The organism is Nocardia sp. NPDC051981, assembly GCF_040680715.1.
Classification (GTDB): domain Bacteria; phylum Actinomycetota; class Actinomycetes; order Mycobacteriales; family Mycobacteriaceae; genus Nocardia.
This window is the reverse complement of sequence record NZ_JBFAXK010000018.1, coordinates 25,302-41,657: the sequence shown is the minus strand read 5'-3', so window position 1 is coordinate 41,657 and position 16,356 is coordinate 25,302. Positions and strand designations below refer to the sequence as shown.

Here is a 16,356-nt window from a genome sequence, read left to right as displayed (position 1 = left end):
AAACCTACTTTTCTCAATCGGAATAAGTACCGTTGGGCTCATGCAGCTCTCCCGGTTCACCGATCTCGGCCTGCGGTCGCTCATGCGCCTGGCGGTCAGCAGTGATGCCGAGGAAAGGGTCACCGTCAAACTCATTGCGCGACAGGTGAATGCTTCCGAAAACTACGTTGCCAAAGCCGTCTCCCGGCTCGCCGAACTGGGCTATGTCGAGTCCCAGCGCGGACGCACCGGCGGTATCTTCCTGACCGAGGCGGGTAAAAAAACCACCATCGGCACTATTGTTCGGCAACTCGAATGTGATAGCGAAGTCATCGAGTGCAGCGGCGACAATCCGTGCCCATTGGCGAATGCGTGCCGTTTGCGGGGCGTCCTCGCCACCGCGCAGAACGCCTTCTACGCCGAGCTCGATCGGTACGTCCTGTCCGATCTGGTGGATCAGCGCACCGTGGAGCTGCTGTATATGCCGGTATTCCCGGCGGCTTCACTCATCGACACCTAGGAGACCTCATGAGGCTCGCGCCGGATTCCACGCTGCAGACCGTCCCCGAGCTGGCTGAATCCACTATCCAAGGTCTTGGGGCCGAGCACGCCGAGGTGATTCGCGCGACCCTGCCCCTGGTGGCCGCGCACATCGACCAGATCACCCCGCTGTTCTACACCAAGATGTTCACCGCTCACCCCGAGCTGCTGCGCGACCGCTTCAACCGCGGCAACCAGCATCAGGGCGCACAGCAGAAGGCGCTCGCCGCCTCCATCGCCGTGTTCGCCACCCACCTCGTCGACCCCGGCCTGCCGCACCCGCGGGAACTGCTGGCCCGTATCGGCCACAAGCACGCCTCGCTGGGCGTCACCGAGCCCGAATACCGCATCGTCCACGAGCATCTGTTCGCCGCCATCGTCGAGGTGCTGGGCGCGGACGTGGTGACCCCGGAGATCGCCGGGGCCTGGGATCGCGTGTACTGGCTGATGGCCACCACGCTCATCGATTTCGAGCGGGAGCTCTACGACGCCGCGGGCGTCGCGCCCGGCGACGTGTTCCGCGAGACCCGGGTGGTGCAGCGCATCGACGACCCGTCGGGCGTGTCCACCTTCGTGGTCGAGTCCGCCGATCCGTCCGAACCGCTGCCGGGATTCATTCCGGGACAGTACATCTCGGTCGGCGCGCGGCTGCCCGACGGCGCCCGCCAGCTGCGTCAGTACAGCCTGATCAATCGCGGCGGCGACGGCCGGCTCGCCTTCACCGTGCGGAGGGTGCTCGCCGACGCGGACACGCCGGCCGGTGAGGTCTCGAACTGGCTGCACGACACCGTCGGCGCGGGCGACACCCTCGAAATCACGCTGCCCTTCGGCGATCTCACCATCGACACCGAGGCCACCACGCCGGTGGTGCTCATCTCCGCGGGCATCGGCGTCACCCCGATGGCGGGAATCCTGGAATACCTGGCGGCCGAAACCCCCACGCGCCGGACAGTCATCCTGCACGCCGACCGCTCCACCACCGCGCACCCTCTGCGCGAGACGGTCGACGAGCTCGCCCACCGGCTGGCGGACGTGTACTTCCGCGCCTGGTACGAGGCCGACGGCCACGGGCTGCTGGACGTGACCCAGATCGATCTGCCCGAGGACGCGGACTACTACCTGTGTGGTGGCACCGGCTTTCTGCAGTATGTCCGCGCCCAGCTCATGTCCGCCGGAATCCCCTCGGACCGAGTCCATTTCGAGCTCTTCGCGCCGAACGACTGGTTGCTCGACGCCGATCAGCAGCCCGCCCTCGCCTGACCGCGGGCGGCGATCGACCCCCTGGCCGCGATCGACCGGCTAGCCGGTCGCCGCGATGATCCGCAGCACTCCGCTCAGCCACGGGGTGTAGCGCGCGGGTTCCGCCGCCACGTTCTCGGCGAGGGTGTCCGGCCGGATCCACGCGGTATCGGCGACCTCGTCCGGATTCGGGTGCGGCGCGGTGTCTTCCAGCCGTCCGATCAGGACGTGATCGAATTCGAACTCGACGCGGCCGGTATTCGGATCGGTGGCCTGGTAGGTGAAGGTGCCGGCCTCGGACAGCTCGGCGGTGATGCCGAGTTCCTCCTGCAGCCGCTTGGCGGCCGCCTCCACCACCGCCTGTCCCGGCGCCGGATGCCCGCAGCAGGTGTTGGTCCACAGCAGCGGGAAGCGCGTCTTCACGCTCGCCCGCTGCTGCAGCAGCACCCGCCCGGCGGCGTCGAACAGCAGCACCGAGAAGGCCCGATGCAGCCGCCCGGGCGCGGTGTGGGCGGCTGCCACCGACAGCGAACCCTGCGCCCGGCCCTGCTCGTCGACCAGTTCGACGAGCAGGGTCTCACGGTCCACCACCGGGGTGGTGTCGGATGCGTCGAGGGTGCCGGTCACCTAACCACCTTATCGGCGGTGATCATCAGGTACTGGAAGCTGCCCTCCTTGTACGAGGTCAGGAAGGGTTTCTCGACGCCGGTCGCGAGTTCGGACCGGGTGCGCAGCTCCCAGTACGGGATGGTCGCGGGGGTGAGGTCGGTGACCGCGATGGGGACCAGGCCGTTGGCGGCCAGCGCCTGGAAGTAGCGGCTGCGCGGATGGATATTGCAGCCGTAGTGGGCATCGATCCAGCTCACCGAGGCCGAGCGGGCGCCGAACACGTCATTGGAGCACCCGGTGATGCAGACGTAGCGGCCGCCCGGCTCGAGCAGGCGGGAGAACTCCGCGAACAGCTCGAAAAGGTCCACGTACATGGTGGTTTCATTGGTCCAGATGCCGCGCCGGGAGCCGGAGTCGAAACCGGTGTCGAGCATGTTCTTGAAGTGGAAGCGCACCTTGTCGGCGACGCCGCGCTCGCGGGCCTGCTCATTGGCGAAACCCACCTGGTACTCGGAGATCGTGACGCCGTCCACTTCGCAGCCGAAGCGTTGGTTCGCCATGAAGCTGGTGCCGCCGCGGCCGGACCCGCCGTCCATGAGCCGGTCGCCGGGGCGGACGTCGCCGAGTTGGTCGAGCAGGACGTCGGCCTGCGCGGTCTCCAGGCGGTGCAGTTCCTTGACGATCCGTTCCTGCCGGGTCTCCTCGGGGCCTTCCAGGACCGACAGGTCCGGCTCGCCGATGCCGTAGTGATGGTGATAGAGCCCGTCCACCTCGCCGAGCTTGGTGTTGACGCGATCGTCATTGGGATTGTTGTTCCAGTAGGACGCGACCGACTTCTGGTACTCGGTCTTCAGCACGGCATCCGGCCGGGGGTGGAGCGCGGTCATGGCAGGTCATCCTCTCGAATGGGTGATATGACGCTGGAAGTACTGCGCGCGTCGAAGGGTGAGGTGAATCACGGGGTTTCGTTGTAGCGGCGGCTGTCCGCGTGCCAGGCCCGGTTGCCGCCCATCCAGGCCCACAGACCGGTCAGGAAGCGGCGCAGCTCCGGGGAACCGGCGGCGGCGAGGGCGCCCGCCTCGGCCTCGAAGCGGTGCACCAGTTCGTCGTGGACCTCCGCGGTGCGCTGGACAGCCTGGCGGCGCGAGCACTGCTCCTCGGCGGCGAGCACGGTGGGGAGATTGAATTCCCGTCCGCCGGAGAGGTCTTCGCGCGCCATGGAGTAGAGGTCGTTGACCATCTGGCTGGCCAGCGCGGCGGTGGTGACCACCCGCCGCACCCGCGGATCGGTGTACTCCGCGGCCGGCACCTCGTAGCCGCCGACCGCGTCGATCGGGGCCATGCAGGGCAGGAAGCTGTGCGGTTGCCGGTTGAGCAGGTATTCCCAGACCGGCGGCATGCGGCCCGCCGCGCGCCACCCCGCCTCGGCGCCCAGCGCGATGAACCAGCCCGCGATCTCCGTGCGCAGCCGCGCCACCTGGGTCTGGGTGGCGAATCGCGACAGGTGCTCGAAGGAGGTCCGGAATGCCCGCAGAATCGGATCGCTCTGCATGGCCTCCTCCACCTTGACCTGGTACCGCGCTGGCAGGTGCACGGGATCCATGGCGGCGGCGGCCAATTCGAGCCGCGGCCCGAGTTCGGCCTCCGCGGTGGACCTGCTGCCGTCCGGCGCGATATCGCTGGCGTCCTCCTCGCAGTAGTAGTCGTCCACCGACCACTCCGACACCGCGCACTTGGCCGCCGCCAGCAAGCGATCCGCATCATCGCAATCCGGATGCGCCAGCATGATCAGCCGCCCGAAGTCGGCCTTCCGCAGATCATCCAGCCGCCCCTCGTACAGCCCGATCTCCTCGGCCCAGGTGATGATCCCGAAATTCACCGCCTCCGCCAGCGCCGGATTGTCCCGCACCGGCGGCGGACAGTAGAGCGCCGGAATAGCCGCCGCCCCCTGCGCCCGCCGCACCGATCCGGTCCCGATGCCACTCGGGCCATGCGAAACCCGCTTGTTCCGAGTGGAACTCGCGGCCTCCGATACCCCGGCCGACATGGTGGTACCCGGCTCGACCGCCGTTGAGCCCGGGATCCCACGGGCCAGCTCGGTGATCGACCCGAGGTCCCACACCGGATCGAGGGTCTGCCCGGGATCTACCTCGGGAGCGCCGGGCCGAGCCGCCACCGAAGTCGGAACCGCCCGAACGGCATCCGCGATCTGCCCGGCGGACCGTTCGGGCGCCGGCATGATCGTCGCCGCATCGGCGGGACCGACACCGTCCGGAGCGGCGGCTATCGAGGTGGCGACGGCCGGAGCCACCGCATCGGCCCGGACCACGGTGTCCGACCGTGCCGCAGGCGAAGTCGGCGCGACCGGTGTGGAGCCACCGGACACCCCGCCTCGGCGAAATGCCGGGGTCGTCCCGATTCCGGTGGGGCCGTTCGCAACCCGCCGCGCCGTCGGGGCGGGCGAGATCTGTTCCGCTGCATGGGTTTCGGCCGGTGGGGAGGGCAGGCGGCCGGAGCCCAGGGTGCGGGGGATGGGACGGAGGGGTTGGGCGAGTGGAGAGGTCGGGGGTCTGGGGGTCGGCACCGCGCCGCCGGCGGGCGACGGCGGACGCGATGCCTGTCCCGCGAGCTCCGTGATCACCTGGGGGTTGGGTAGGTTCACGCGGAGGCTCGGGGCCCCGAGGCCGGAGGGGCCGAGCAGCCGTCGGGGGGAGTGCGCCTCGGCGGCGTCGGAGGCGTCGGAGGCGCCGAGGCGGGGATCATCACCGAGAGCCGCAATGGCTTCCAGGGCAGAGCGGGCTTCGGTTGCCGCGAGCAGGGTTTGGGGTGCGGTGGTGTCGAGGTTGGTCAGCAGGGCAGCGACGGCCGCCGCCACCTCATGGGTGGCAGGCGGGGCCGCGGCGCGTGAGAGCACCGACATGACAGGACACCTCGCTCAGTCGGACTGACGGGCGACCAGCACATTGTCGAGAATGCCGAGCGCGTCGGGGACCAGGACGGCGGCCGAGTAGTAGCAGCTGACCAGGTAGGAGATGATCGACTGATCGTCGATGCCCTTGAACCGGACGTTCAGGCTGGGCTCGTACTCGTCCGGAATTCCGGTCTGGTGCAAGCCGATCACGCCCTGGTCCTTCTCGCCGGTGCGCATGGCGAGAATCGACGTGGTCTGGGTATCGCTGACCGGGATCTTGCCGCACGGGAAGATCGGCACCCCGCGCCAGGCGGGCACGCGGTGACCGTCCACCTCCACCGGGTCGGGATAGATTCCGCGCTTGGAGCATTCGCGCCCGAACGCGGCAATTGCCTTGGGGTGCGCCAGGAACAGTTTGGTGCTGCGGCGCATGGAGAGCAGCTCGTCCATATCGTCCGGAGTGGGCGCGCCGGACTCGGTGTAGATGCGCTGTTTCAGGTCGCAGTTGTTGAGCAGACCGAAGTCCGGATTGTTGACCAGGTCGTACTCGCGGCGCTCGTAGAGTGCCTCGATGGTCAGGCGCAGCTGCTGCTCGATCTGATCCATCGGGTCGTTGAACAGGTCCGCGACGCGGGTGTGCACGCGCAGCACCGACTGGGCCAGGCTGAGTTCGTACTCGCGGGGCTGATCGTCGTAGTCGACGTAGGTGCCCTCGAGCATCGGCTCCCCGGAGTGGCCGGAGGAGATCACGATCTCGGCCTCGCCGTACTTGTTCTGCGGCAGCGCCGGGGCCTGCGCCACGGCGGAAAGGTGTTCCGCCAGTGCCGGAATGTTCTCGGTCAGCTGGTTCACGGTGGAGCGGGCGAGCACCAGCATGGTGGTGGGCGTGACCGTCTTGATGGTGACCGGCCAGATGGCGTCCGGATCGGTGAGGGTCTGATCGCCGAAGTAGTCGCCGCCACCCAGCATGCCCAGCTTGGTGGTCTCGCCGTACTCGCCCGCGCCGATCTTCGAGAGCTTGCCGTGCACGATCAGCAGCACCTGGTCCATGGGGTTGCCGAACTCGGCGACCACGGTGCCGGCGGGCAGATCCCGCTGTTCGAAGCGGCCGGCCACGGTGGCCAGGATCTCCTCGTCCGCGAAGCCGCGCAGCTGCGGCAGCTCCTGCAGTTCGAGCGGGATGACCCGGGCGTGCGGGCCGTTGATCACGTACTCCACCTCGCCGTTGCCGACGGTGTGCGTGAGGCGCCGGTTGACGCGGTAGATACCGCCCTTCACCTGGCTCCACGGCAGCGAACGGGTCAGCCAGCGGGAGCTGATGCCCTGCATCTGCGGTTCGGATTTGGTGGTGTGTGCCAGCTGGTGGGCGGCAGCGGTACTGAGGGACTTGCGCTGGCCGTTTTCGGTCTGAAGGGGCATTTCGATGGTCATGCTGCGGTCCTCACCTCGAAGGGCCACCGCGACGGAATGCGGTGGAGTCCACGGCGAAACAGCAGACCCGAGCGGGGCCTGCGTGAATTAGTCAAGTGAGTGAAATGACAAGCGCGACAGTGCGATTCCAGCGATTCCGATGATAGAGCGCCGGGTCCCGCGACGTGCCGAAATGCCAAAACATGATGCCTGGAATGTTGCTGTATCCGGCAAACCCCGAGCGGCCGGTTTGCTTCGGCGCGGGCCCGGATCGCTCCGCCACGCGTAGCCGACATGGTGCTGGTCACAGCGCCAGCGCAGTAGGGTGGACGTATGGCAAGCTCATCGCGACGCGTCGGGGCGGGTGACGCTGGTCAAGGCCAGGAAATGTCTGGGAGAGAAGCCGTGAAATTCAATACGAGGTCCGTGGTGGGTCCGATCGAGCGACTCGTCGCGACCGCACAGAACGGGCTCGAGGTGATCCGGTTCGGGGGACTGGTTCACGACATCGAATCGTCGCCGTACGAGGTGGTGGAGCGGAAGCGGATGTACCGCCTGCGCCACTACTTCCCGGACGACACCGGGGCGGAGCGTCCGGTGGTAGTGCTGGTGCCGCCCATCATGGTGACCGCCGAGATCTGGGACGTGAATGCCGCCGACGGTGCGGTCGGCATCCTGCACCAGGGCGGAATAGATTGCTGGGTGGTCGATTTCGGCTCACCGGCCACCGAAGAGGGCGGCTGGGACCGGGATCTGGCCGACCACGTGCTGGCGGTCTCGAGCGCCATCGACACCGTCACCGAAATCACCGGCCGCGCCGTGCATCTCATGGGGTACTCGCAGGGCGGCATGTTCGCCTACCAGACCGCGGCCTACCGCTACGGCAAGGGCGTCGAGTCGATCGTGACCTTCGGGAGCCCGGTCGACGCTGTGGCGGGCATGCCCTTCGGCCTACCGCACGGGCTGGTTTCCGACGCCGCCGACTTCCTCACCGATCACGTGCTGAACCGGCTGCCCATCACCGATTCCATGGTGCGCCTGGGCTTCCAGGCCCTGGACCCGGTCAAGACCGCCCGCGCCCGCATCGACTTCCTGCGCCAGCTGCACAACCGTGAGGCGCTGCTGCCCAAGGAGCGTCAGCGCCGCTTCCTCGAGGTCGACGGCTGGCTCGGCTACCCCGGTCCCGCGCTCACCGACCTACTCCAGCAGTTCGTCAAGCACAATCGAATGATGCTGGGCGGCTTCGTGATCCGCGATCAGCTCATCTCACTGGCGGAGATCAAGTGCCCGATCCTGGCCTTCGTCGGCGAGGTCGACGACATCGGCCAGCCCGCCGCCGTGCGCGGCATCGTGCACGCCGCGCCCAATGCCGACGTATACGAGACCTGCATTGTGGCCGGGCATTTCGGACTGGTGTCGGGCTCCACCGCCACCAAGCACACCTGGCCCGTGGTGCGCGACTGGGTCAACTACCTCAGCGGCCGCGGCGAACTGCCCGAGCAGGTCGAGCGCATGAGCACCGAGGTGGTCCGCAATGGCCCGCGCACCGGGCTCACCCGGGTCGTGCACGCTCTCGGCACGCTGGCCGAGGCCGGAACCAGCGTCGGCAAGACCATCGAGGGCGTGGCCGGGCAGACGCTGCGCGGTACGGTCGAACTCACCAGCGAGGCCGCCCGCGCGCTGCCCCGGCTGACCCGGCTCGGCATGATCCAGCCGCACACTCGAATCTCGCTGGGCCGCTTGGTCGCCGAGCAGGCGCGGCGCGCGCCGCAGCGCGATCTGTTCGTGTTCGACGACCGCGTGCACACCCAGGAGGCGGTCAACGAGCGCATCGACAATGTGGTGCGCGGGCTGATCTCCGTCGGCGTGCGGCCGGCCACCCGGGTCGGCGTGGTCATGGAGACCCGGCCGAGCGCGCTGGCCTCCATCGCCGCGCTGTCGCGGCTGGGCGCGGTCGCGGTGCTGCTGGCGCCGGGGAGCGAACTCTCCAAGGTCGCGGACCTGACCGGGACCAGGCTGCTCATCGCCGATCCGGAGAACCTCGCCAGCGCGGCCGCCACCGGTCACCGGGTGCTGGTGCTCGGCGGCGGCAATACCCGTGTCCTCGACATTCCGCCGGGTGCCGATGTGGTCGACCTGGAACAGATCGACCCGGCGCAGGTGGAGCTGCCCGCCTGGTACCGGCCGGACCCGGGCCTGGCGCGCGAGCTGGCCTTCATCCTGGTGACCGGCACCGGCGACAAGTTCGACGTCAAGCAGGTCACCAATCACCGCTGGGCGCTGTCGGCCTTCGGCACCGCGTCGGCGGCGGACCTGGGCCGCCACGACACCGTGTACTGCCTTGCGCCGCTGTACCATTCGTCCGGATTACTGGTGAGTCTGGGTGGCGCGGTGGCCGGCGGCAGCCGCATCGCGCTGGCCCGCTCGCTGGAACCGGCGCGGTTCGCCGAGGAGGTGCACCGCTACGGCGTCACCGTGGTCACCTACACCTGGACCATGCTGCGCGACATCCTCGACGCCGACACCTTCGCCGACGGGCACGCGCATCCGATCCGCCTGTTCATCGGGTCCGGAATGCCCAGGGGCCTGTGGCGGCGCACCGAGGAGCGCTTCGCGCCCGCCAAGGTGCTCGAGTTCTACGCCTCCATCGAGGGAGACGTGGTGCTGGCCAACGTCTCCGGCGCCAAGATCGGCTCCAAGGGCCGTCCGGTGCCGGGCACCGCCAAGGTCGAACTCATCGCCTACGACCCGCTGACCGACGAAATCCTGGTCGACGACAGCGGTTTCGCGCGGCGCTGCGCCGACAACGAGGTGGGGCTGCTCATCGGCACCGTCTCCGACCTCGTCGACCTCTCCGCGGGCGGACTCCGCGGCGTCTTCGCCCCCGGCGACGCCTGGATGCCCACCGAGAACCTCTTCCGCCGCGACAGCGACGGCGACTACTGGCTCATGGACCGCCGCGACACCGTCATCCCGACGCCGCGCGGCCCGGTCTACACCCAGCCGATCGTCGACGCGCTGAACGACATCACCGCCGTCGACATGGAGGTGGCCTTCGGCCTCCCCGCCGGGGACCGCATCCTCGCGGTCGCCGCGGTGAGCGTCCGTGCGGGCTTCAGCCTGGCTCCCAAGGATGTGACCGAGGCGGTCCGGGCCCTCGCCCCCGATCAGCGCCCGGACATCGTCTACGTCGTGGACGACATCCCCCGCAGCTCCACCTACCGTCCCTCGACGCGGGCGGTGCAGGCCGCCGGCCGCGCCGCACCCGACGACCGCACGTGGTGGTACAACCGCACCACCGAGGCTTACGAGGTCCTCACCCCCGACCTCGCCGCGCGACTGTTCGGCTGATCGCCAACGCGCCCCCGCCACCGTGTCGTACCGGAGAAGACACGGCAGGGCCGGGGCGCGTTCGCATTTCGCCTGCGATCGATCGAATTGACCGAATGGTAATTTTCGAGCATGCGATCGGATGTCGGAGGTGGGAGCGGAGCCGTGAAGCGGGTCGGCACGGCGGGGACCAAGGGGGTGCCGCGAGCCGAGCGGGAGGCGCAGATCCTCGATGTGGCGGCCGCGGAGATCGCGCGGGTCGGGTACGCGGGGTTGTCACCGGCCGTGGTGGCGGCGGGGGCCGGGGTGTCGAAACCGTTGGTGTACGGGTATTTCGGGTCCAAGGACGGGTTGTACGTGGCCTGCGTGGAGCGGGCCGCCGGGGTGCTCGGAGATGCGATCGACGAGGCCATGTCGGGGACGGCGTCGCTGGAGATGGCTGAGCGCACGCTGGCCGCGATCTTCACCGCGCTCGAACCGCGGCCACACGACTGGAAGGTCGTGCACGACCGATCCCACCCTGCCGAGGGGCCCGCGGCGGAGGCAGCGCTGGCCGCGCGCGCCCGCATCGATGCACAAACCGACCGGGGCGTGGGCGCGTTCGTGGCGGGGCACGGGCTGACCGATCCACGGGATCTGTCCGCGCTGATCGCCGTGTGGACCGGACTGGTCGCCGCGCTCGTCGACTGGTGGCTGAGCCATCCGGACGAGACGGCCGAGGCCATGATCGCGCGCAGCGCCCGCCTGTTCGCAGCCCTCACCTGATTCGACCGGGAACGGTCGCGGACTCTTGCCATTGAATTGACCAATTGGTAACTTACGAATTGGTCAATTCGTGGAGGTTCGATGCTTTCGCAGGTCTGGCATGAGATCAATACGCCGCTGCTCTATGCGATCCCGGTCTTTCTATTGTGTATCGCAGTGGAGATGGCGTCGTTGCGGGACGCCGATCGCGAGCATGCGAGCGGGTATCTGGCACGCGACACCCGCACCAGCCTGAGCATGGGGTTGGGCTCGATCGTGTCGTCGTTCGTGTTCAAGACGGCCAGCCTGGTGGTGTTCGTCCTGGTGTGGACCTATCTCGCGCCCTGGCACCTTCCGACCGGCGCCTGGTGGACCTGGGTGCTGCTGATGGTGGTCCTCGACCTGCTCTACTACCTCAACCACCGCTTCTCGCACCGCGTCCGTATCGGCTGGGCGGCCCACCAGGCCCATCACTCGAGCGAGTACTTCAACTTCGGAACCGCCCTGCGGCAGAAGTGGAATCCGTGGTCCGAGGTCATCTTCTGGGCGCCCCTGCCGCTGCTCGGCTTCGCTCCCTGGACGATCTACATCGCCTTCATCCTCAACCAGATCTATCAGTTCTTCACCCACACCGAGACCATCGGAAAGCTCTGGGCTCCCATCGAATTCGTTTTCAACACCCCGTCGCACCACCGTGTCCACCACGGCAGGGATCCCGAATACCTCGACAAGAACTACGCCGGCATCCTCATCATCTGGGACCGCATGTTCGGCACCTTCCAGCCCGAAATGCACCGCCCCACCTACGGTCTCACCAAACCGGTCGGCACCTACAACCTCCTGAAGCTGCAATACCACGAGTACGGCAACATCATTCGCGACGTCCGCGCCGCCGACGGCTACCGCAGCAAACTCGGCTACATCTTCGCCCCGCCCGGCTGGCAGCCCCCGCAACCGCGCGACCAGCCCGCCTGAGCTCGCACCGCACGAAAGCCCGGTCGTAGACCGGGCTTTCGAAAAACGGCCGTGCTCCTCGCGCTCCGGTTCAGTTCTCCGCCAGTACCTTCTGTGGCTCGGCCGCTGCGGTGGTGCGGGCCGCGGCCGCCTTGCGGACCGGGATCGCGAGCGCGATCATCGCGGACACCAGGCAGGCTGCGCTGCCGATCAGGAACACCGTGCGGAAGCCGTTCTCGGTCGGAATGGCATGGCCGCCAACCGAGATGGTCAGCTGCGCCAGCACCGCGCCCACGACCGCCGAGGAGACGGAGGTGCCGATCGAGCGCATCAGGGTGTTGAAGCTGTTGGCGGCGGCCGTCTCCGACAGCGGCACGCCGCTCATGATCAGCGCCGGCATCGCGCCGTACGCGAGCGCCACACCCGTGCTGCAGATGATGTTCACCAGCTCCAGACCCCAGGTGGAGCCCATCGTCAGCTGTGCCACCCCGTACCCGGCCGCCATGGTCAACGCGCCGGTGAACAGGGTGATCTTCGGGCCGCGCGCGGCGGACAGGCGGGCGCCCACCGGTGAGACGAGCATCATCATGATGCCGCCCGGGGCCATCCACAGACCCATCATGATCATCGACTGGCCCAAGCCGTAGCCGAGCGACGTCGGCAGCTGCAACAGCTGCGGCATGCTCAACTGCAGTGCGTACATGCCGACACCGATCGCGATACTCGCGAGGTTGGTGACCAGCACCTGCGGACGCGCGGTGGTGCGCAGGTCCACCAGCGGCTCGGGCGACCTCAGCTCCCACCAGCCCCAGGCGAGCAGGACGACGACCGCCGCCGCGAACAAGCCCAGCGTGGTGCCGCTGGTCCAGCCCCAGGTCGCGCCCTTCGACACGGGCAGCAGAAACGACACCAGACCGGCGCCGAGCAGCACCGCGCCGGGAAGGTCGAAACGTCCCGACGGTCCTTCCGAGCTGCCCTCGGGCACCAGGGTCACGATCAACGCGGTGGCGATGCCCACCAGACCCGCCGCGACCCAGAACATCACACGCCAGCTGCTGTACTGGGTGACGGCCGAGGCGATCGGCAGGCCCAGTGCGCCGCCGATGCCCAGCGACGAGCTGATCAGCGCGATCGACGAGCCGAGCCGTTCGGCGGGCATCACATCGCGCAGCAGGGCGATGGCGAGCGGGATGATGCCGACGCCGAGCCCCTGCAGGCCGCGCCCGATGATCATCGGCACCAGCGAGCCGGACACCGCACACACGATCGACCCGACGATGAGCGGAATGGTGGAGGCGATCATCATGCGCCGCTTGCCGTACATGTCGCCGAGCCGGCCCGCGACGGGCGTGGCGACGGCCGCGACGAGCAGCGTGATGGTGACGACCCAGCTGGTGTTCGAGGCCGACGTATTCAAGATGCGGGGTAGCTCACCCAGCAGCGGCACCACCAGCGTCTGCATGAGCGACGCGATGACACCGGCGTAGGCGAGCACCGCGAGGGTGCGGCCCGCGCCCGTGCGCGCCGGCGTCGAGCCGGACGCCGTAGCGGAATCGGGTTGGGTCATGGGATCTCCTCACGATGCGTAATCATGTGTACTGTACACATAAAGTGCAAGATGCACATGCAGTGGCGGATGCACAACGCTAGGGTGTGGGTGGACAGGGGGTTGAACCCGCAGGTCAATGCGCGTGGAAGGACGGGACGTGCCCAAGCCCACCGAATTGCTGGAATTCCAGACCATGCTGATGGGCCGTTTCAGCCTCATCGCGCGCAAGGCGACCGACACCAGCCTCGATCGCAGCGCCTACCTGCTGTTGAGCCTGCTCGAAGCCGACGGCCCGATGTCCATCGGCCGGCTCAGCGAAATCCTCGGCCTCGACGTCTCCACCCTGAACCGGCAGACCGCGGCGCTGCTCCGCGCCGGCCTCGCCGACCGCATCCCCGACCCCGACGGCGGCATCGCCCGCAAGTTCCGCCTCACCCCGGAAGGCGCGTCCCGTCTGAACGGTGAACGCGCACAGAGCATCCGCCATCTCGACGAGATCGTCGCCGACTGGACCGACGCGGAGATCACCGCCCTCGCCGACTCCCTCGCTCGCCTGAACGCCGACATCGACCGCTACCGAAACCGTATTTCCGCGCGCCCCTGACGCGGACCTCTTGTGTGGCAACGGCATCCGTGATGCCGCCGGGCCCGCGGCTACTAGACGGTGAAGCTGGTGACGCCGTCGACGACGCGGGTCAGCTGCTCCTCGGTCAGGCCCGGCCACAGGGGGAGCCGCACCAGGGTGGCCGAGAACTCGGCGCTGCGCGCGCACGGGAACGGCGTGCGGCCGAGCTTGAGCCCGGCGGGGGAGGAGTCCAGGGGGACATAGTGGAAGGGGGCCACGATGCCGCGCTGGGACAGGTGCGCGATGAGGTCGTCGCGGCGGTGCTCGGTGGGAACGCGCAGGTAGTACAGGTGCGCGGTGTGCTCGCGATCCGACGGCACCGTCATGAGGCGAATGTCGTTGCGGGCGGCCCAGTCCGGGAGCGCGGCGGCGTAGGTGTCCCACACGCGGTGGCGGTTGCGCTGGATGGTGTCGAACTCGGCGAGCTGGGCGTCGAGGACGGCGGCGTTCAATTCGCTGGGCAGGTAGGAGGATCCGATGTCCTGCCAGGAGTACTTGTCCACCGCGCCGCGCAGGAAGCGGGCCCGGTCGGTGCCCTTCTCGCGAATGATTTCCGCACGTGCCATGAGGATTTCGTCGGTGAGCAGCACCGCGCCGCCCTCACCGCAGTGCACGTTCTTGGTGTCATGGAAGGACAACGCGCCCACGGTGCCGATGGTGCCCAGCGGGCGGCCCCGGTAATAGCCGCCCAGGCCGTGCGCGTTGTCCTCGATGATGGCGAAGCCGTGCGCGTCGGCCAGCCGCTGCAGGCCCTCCATGTCGGCGGCCACACCGCCGTAGTGGATGACCATGACAGCCTTGGTGCGCGGGGTGACCGCCGCGGCCACCGACTCCGGATCCAGATTGCCGGTGGCGGCGTCGATATCGGCGAACACCACGGTCGCGCCGCGCAGCGCCATGGCCGTCGCGCTGGAGGTGAACGCGAAACTCGGCACGATCACCTCGTCCTCGGGCCCGAGTTCCAGCAGCAGCCCGGCCATTTCGAGCGCGTGCGTGCACGAGGTGGTGAGCAGCGCGTGCGGCGCGCCGGTGATGTCACGCAGTTTCGTGGTGGCAGTCGCGGTGAAGGGACCGTCGCCGTGGCTGTGGTCCGAGGACAGCACGGCCTCCACATTCGGCAGTTCGCGCGCGGCGCGGAACGGGCGGCTGAAGATGATGCGGTCACTGCTCACGCGCGGAGCTCCCCCTCGATGTCTTCGTCGTGCCGATTCGTCGTGCCGTTGTGGTGATTTCCACCGTCATAGCGGATTCCGCCGCGCAACTGCTGCGGCCGCGGTGTCGGCGAATCCACCGTCAGATACAGCGGCTTGCCGACCAGCACATGCAATGCCACACCGAGGTATTCGGCGATCAGGCCCAGCGAGAACAGCACCGCGCCCGAGCACAGCAGCAGCACCGTCATGAGCGAGGCCCAGCCCTCGGGGTCGGTGCCGCTGTCGGTCAGCCGGTGGTACACCACCCACCCCGCCATGGCCAGCCCGCCCAGCGCCAGCGTCACACCCAGCATGCTCACCAGCCGCAGGCCGCGAGTTCCGCTGCACAGCACCATCTTCCAGAACAGCGAGAACAGCCGCCGGTAGTTGTAACCGGACTCCTCGCGGCCCTCGGCGCGCAACTGCACCGGCACCTGCGCCGCCTCGCCCACCACCCAGGTGAGCGCCACATCCAGGTACACGCCATTGGAGGCGACCTGCGCCAGCTGCCGCGCGATATCGCCGCGGATCAGCCGGTAGCTCTCGAAGCGGGTGGAGTCCGGGAACGCGAACACCGTCGCGAGCACGATCTTCGCGCCGCGCGAGGTGACATTGCGCAGGAAGCCGTGCGGGCGGGTGTTGGCCGGCTTGGAATAGACCAGATCGGCGCGCTGCTCGAGCGCTGTGTCCAGGAAGTCGGCGATGAAGGCCGGATCGTGCTGGCCGTCCTCGTCCATGGTGACGGTCCAGTCGCCCTGCGCGGCGGCCATACCGGCGATGGTGGCGGCATCCTGGCCGTAGTTGCGGCTCAACCACACCACCCGCACCTGCGAGTAGGTCTCGGCGAGCTCCTGCAGCACCACGTCGGAGCGGTCGGGCCCGTGATCGTGCACCAGCACGATCTCCTCGACCCGGAAGGTGGCGCCCTGGGGCGTGGTGACCGGCTCCCCGAGCTTGTCCAGCTCACTGACCAGTGCGGCGATCGTCTCCTCGCCGCGGTACACGGGCACCACGACGGAGACCGCGTGCACCCGCGCCGGGCGCTCGCTGCCGGAGGTCACGCTGGGGTCGCTCGCGTAGGTGCGGGCGGACGGAATCGGCATCAGCTGAATGTACTTTCGATGACGGTGTGCGCCGGAACTCCAGCCCGGAAACCGGAGCCCGAGCCGCGCTGAACTCTAACACGCTGCTCGGCGCGGCATTCGGGGCGAAGTGTTGACACCCGGCATCATTCCCCACGTCCATCCCCCGCAACGGACCGGCGTAAGTGCCA

General features: G+C 68.4%; 13 protein-coding genes. 6 read left to right on the top strand and 7 right to left on the bottom strand.

Annotation, left to right across the window (positions count from 1 at the left end; translation table 11 throughout):
- Positions 1 to 40: 40 nt before the first annotated feature.
- Positions 41 to 499, top strand: coding sequence for an Rrf2 family transcriptional regulator (locus AB0L60_RS27535; RefSeq protein WP_364619300.1), 459 nt, complete (start codon positions 41 to 43; stop codon positions 497 to 499).
- 8 nt (positions 500 to 507) lie between these two features.
- The gene (locus tag AB0L60_RS27530; RefSeq protein WP_364619296.1) at positions 508 to 1,779 is read left to right on the top strand and encodes a globin domain-containing protein; all 1,272 of its coding nucleotides are present in this window, start codon (positions 508 to 510) and stop codon (positions 1,777 to 1,779) included.
- Positions 1,780 to 1,818: 39 nt separating this feature from the next.
- Here the strand turns inward: AB0L60_RS27530 and idi are convergent, their stop codons facing one another.
- From idi to AB0L60_RS27510, 4 genes are all read right to left on the bottom strand, one after another.
- Positions 1,819 to 2,385 carry an isopentenyl-diphosphate Delta-isomerase gene (gene idi, locus AB0L60_RS27525; protein ID WP_364619294.1) on the bottom strand — a complete coding sequence of 189 codons (567 nt, stop codon included), beginning with the start codon at positions 2,383 to 2,385 and terminating at the stop codon, positions 1,819 to 1,821.
- Positions 2,382 to 3,254, bottom strand: coding sequence for a geranyl diphosphate 2-C-methyltransferase (locus AB0L60_RS27520; RefSeq protein ID WP_364619291.1), 873 nt, complete (start codon positions 3,252 to 3,254; stop codon positions 2,382 to 2,384). The genes idi and AB0L60_RS27520 overlap by 4 nt, the downstream gene beginning before the upstream one ends.
- Positions 3,255 to 3,322: 68 nt before the next feature.
- Positions 3,323 to 5,287 carry a family 2 encapsulin nanocompartment cargo protein terpene cyclase gene (locus AB0L60_RS27515; protein WP_364619288.1) on the bottom strand — a complete coding sequence of 655 codons (1,965 nt, stop codon included), beginning with the start codon at positions 5,285 to 5,287 and terminating at the stop codon, positions 3,323 to 3,325.
- 15 nt (positions 5,288 to 5,302) lie between these two features.
- Positions 5,303 to 6,709 carry a family 2B encapsulin nanocompartment shell protein gene (locus AB0L60_RS27510; RefSeq protein ID WP_364619285.1) on the bottom strand — a complete coding sequence of 469 codons (1,407 nt, stop codon included), beginning with the start codon at positions 6,707 to 6,709 and terminating at the stop codon, positions 5,303 to 5,305.
- A 366-nt stretch (positions 6,710 to 7,075) separates the two neighbouring features.
- Here AB0L60_RS27510 and AB0L60_RS27505 point away from each other — a divergent pair, with 366 nt between their 5' ends.
- From AB0L60_RS27505 to AB0L60_RS27495, 3 genes are all read left to right on the top strand, one after another.
- Positions 7,076 to 10,039 carry an AMP-binding protein gene (locus AB0L60_RS27505; protein ID WP_364619282.1) on the top strand — a complete coding sequence of 988 codons (2,964 nt, stop codon included), beginning with the start codon at positions 7,076 to 7,078 and terminating at the stop codon, positions 10,037 to 10,039.
- 144 nt (positions 10,040 to 10,183) lie between these two features.
- Positions 10,184 to 10,783 (top strand): TetR/AcrR family transcriptional regulator, encoded by a 600-nt coding sequence (locus tag AB0L60_RS27500; RefSeq protein WP_364619279.1) that lies wholly within the window; start codon positions 10,184 to 10,186, stop codon positions 10,781 to 10,783.
- Between the two features lie 81 nt (positions 10,784 to 10,864).
- Positions 10,865 to 11,737 (top strand): sterol desaturase family protein, encoded by an 873-nt coding sequence (locus tag AB0L60_RS27495; RefSeq protein WP_364619277.1) that lies wholly within the window; start codon positions 10,865 to 10,867, stop codon positions 11,735 to 11,737.
- 70 nt (positions 11,738 to 11,807) lie between these two features.
- Here the strand turns inward: AB0L60_RS27495 and AB0L60_RS27490 are convergent, their stop codons facing one another.
- Positions 11,808 to 13,283, bottom strand: coding sequence for an MFS transporter (locus tag AB0L60_RS27490; protein ID WP_364619274.1), 1,476 nt, complete (start codon positions 13,281 to 13,283; stop codon positions 11,808 to 11,810).
- A 139-nt stretch (positions 13,284 to 13,422) separates the two neighbouring features.
- Here AB0L60_RS27490 and AB0L60_RS27485 point away from each other — a divergent pair, with 139 nt between their 5' ends.
- The gene (locus AB0L60_RS27485) at positions 13,423 to 13,869 is read left to right on the top strand and encodes a MarR family transcriptional regulator (protein WP_364619271.1); all 447 of its coding nucleotides are present in this window, start codon (positions 13,423 to 13,425) and stop codon (positions 13,867 to 13,869) included.
- 53 nt (positions 13,870 to 13,922) lie between these two features.
- On the opposite strand, the gene rffA is transcribed toward AB0L60_RS27485, so the two are convergent.
- On the bottom strand, positions 13,923 to 15,062 hold the full coding sequence (rffA, locus tag AB0L60_RS27480) for a dTDP-4-amino-4,6-dideoxygalactose transaminase (RefSeq protein ID WP_364619268.1): 1,140 nt from the start codon (positions 15,060 to 15,062) through the stop codon (positions 13,923 to 13,925).
- A complete protein-coding gene (locus tag AB0L60_RS27475; RefSeq protein WP_364619626.1) occupies positions 15,059 to 16,114 on the bottom strand; it encodes a glycosyltransferase in 1,056 nt (351 codons plus the stop codon). Before AB0L60_RS27475 ends, rffA begins: the two co-directional genes overlap by 4 nt.
- Positions 16,115 to 16,356: the final 242 nt, after the last annotated feature.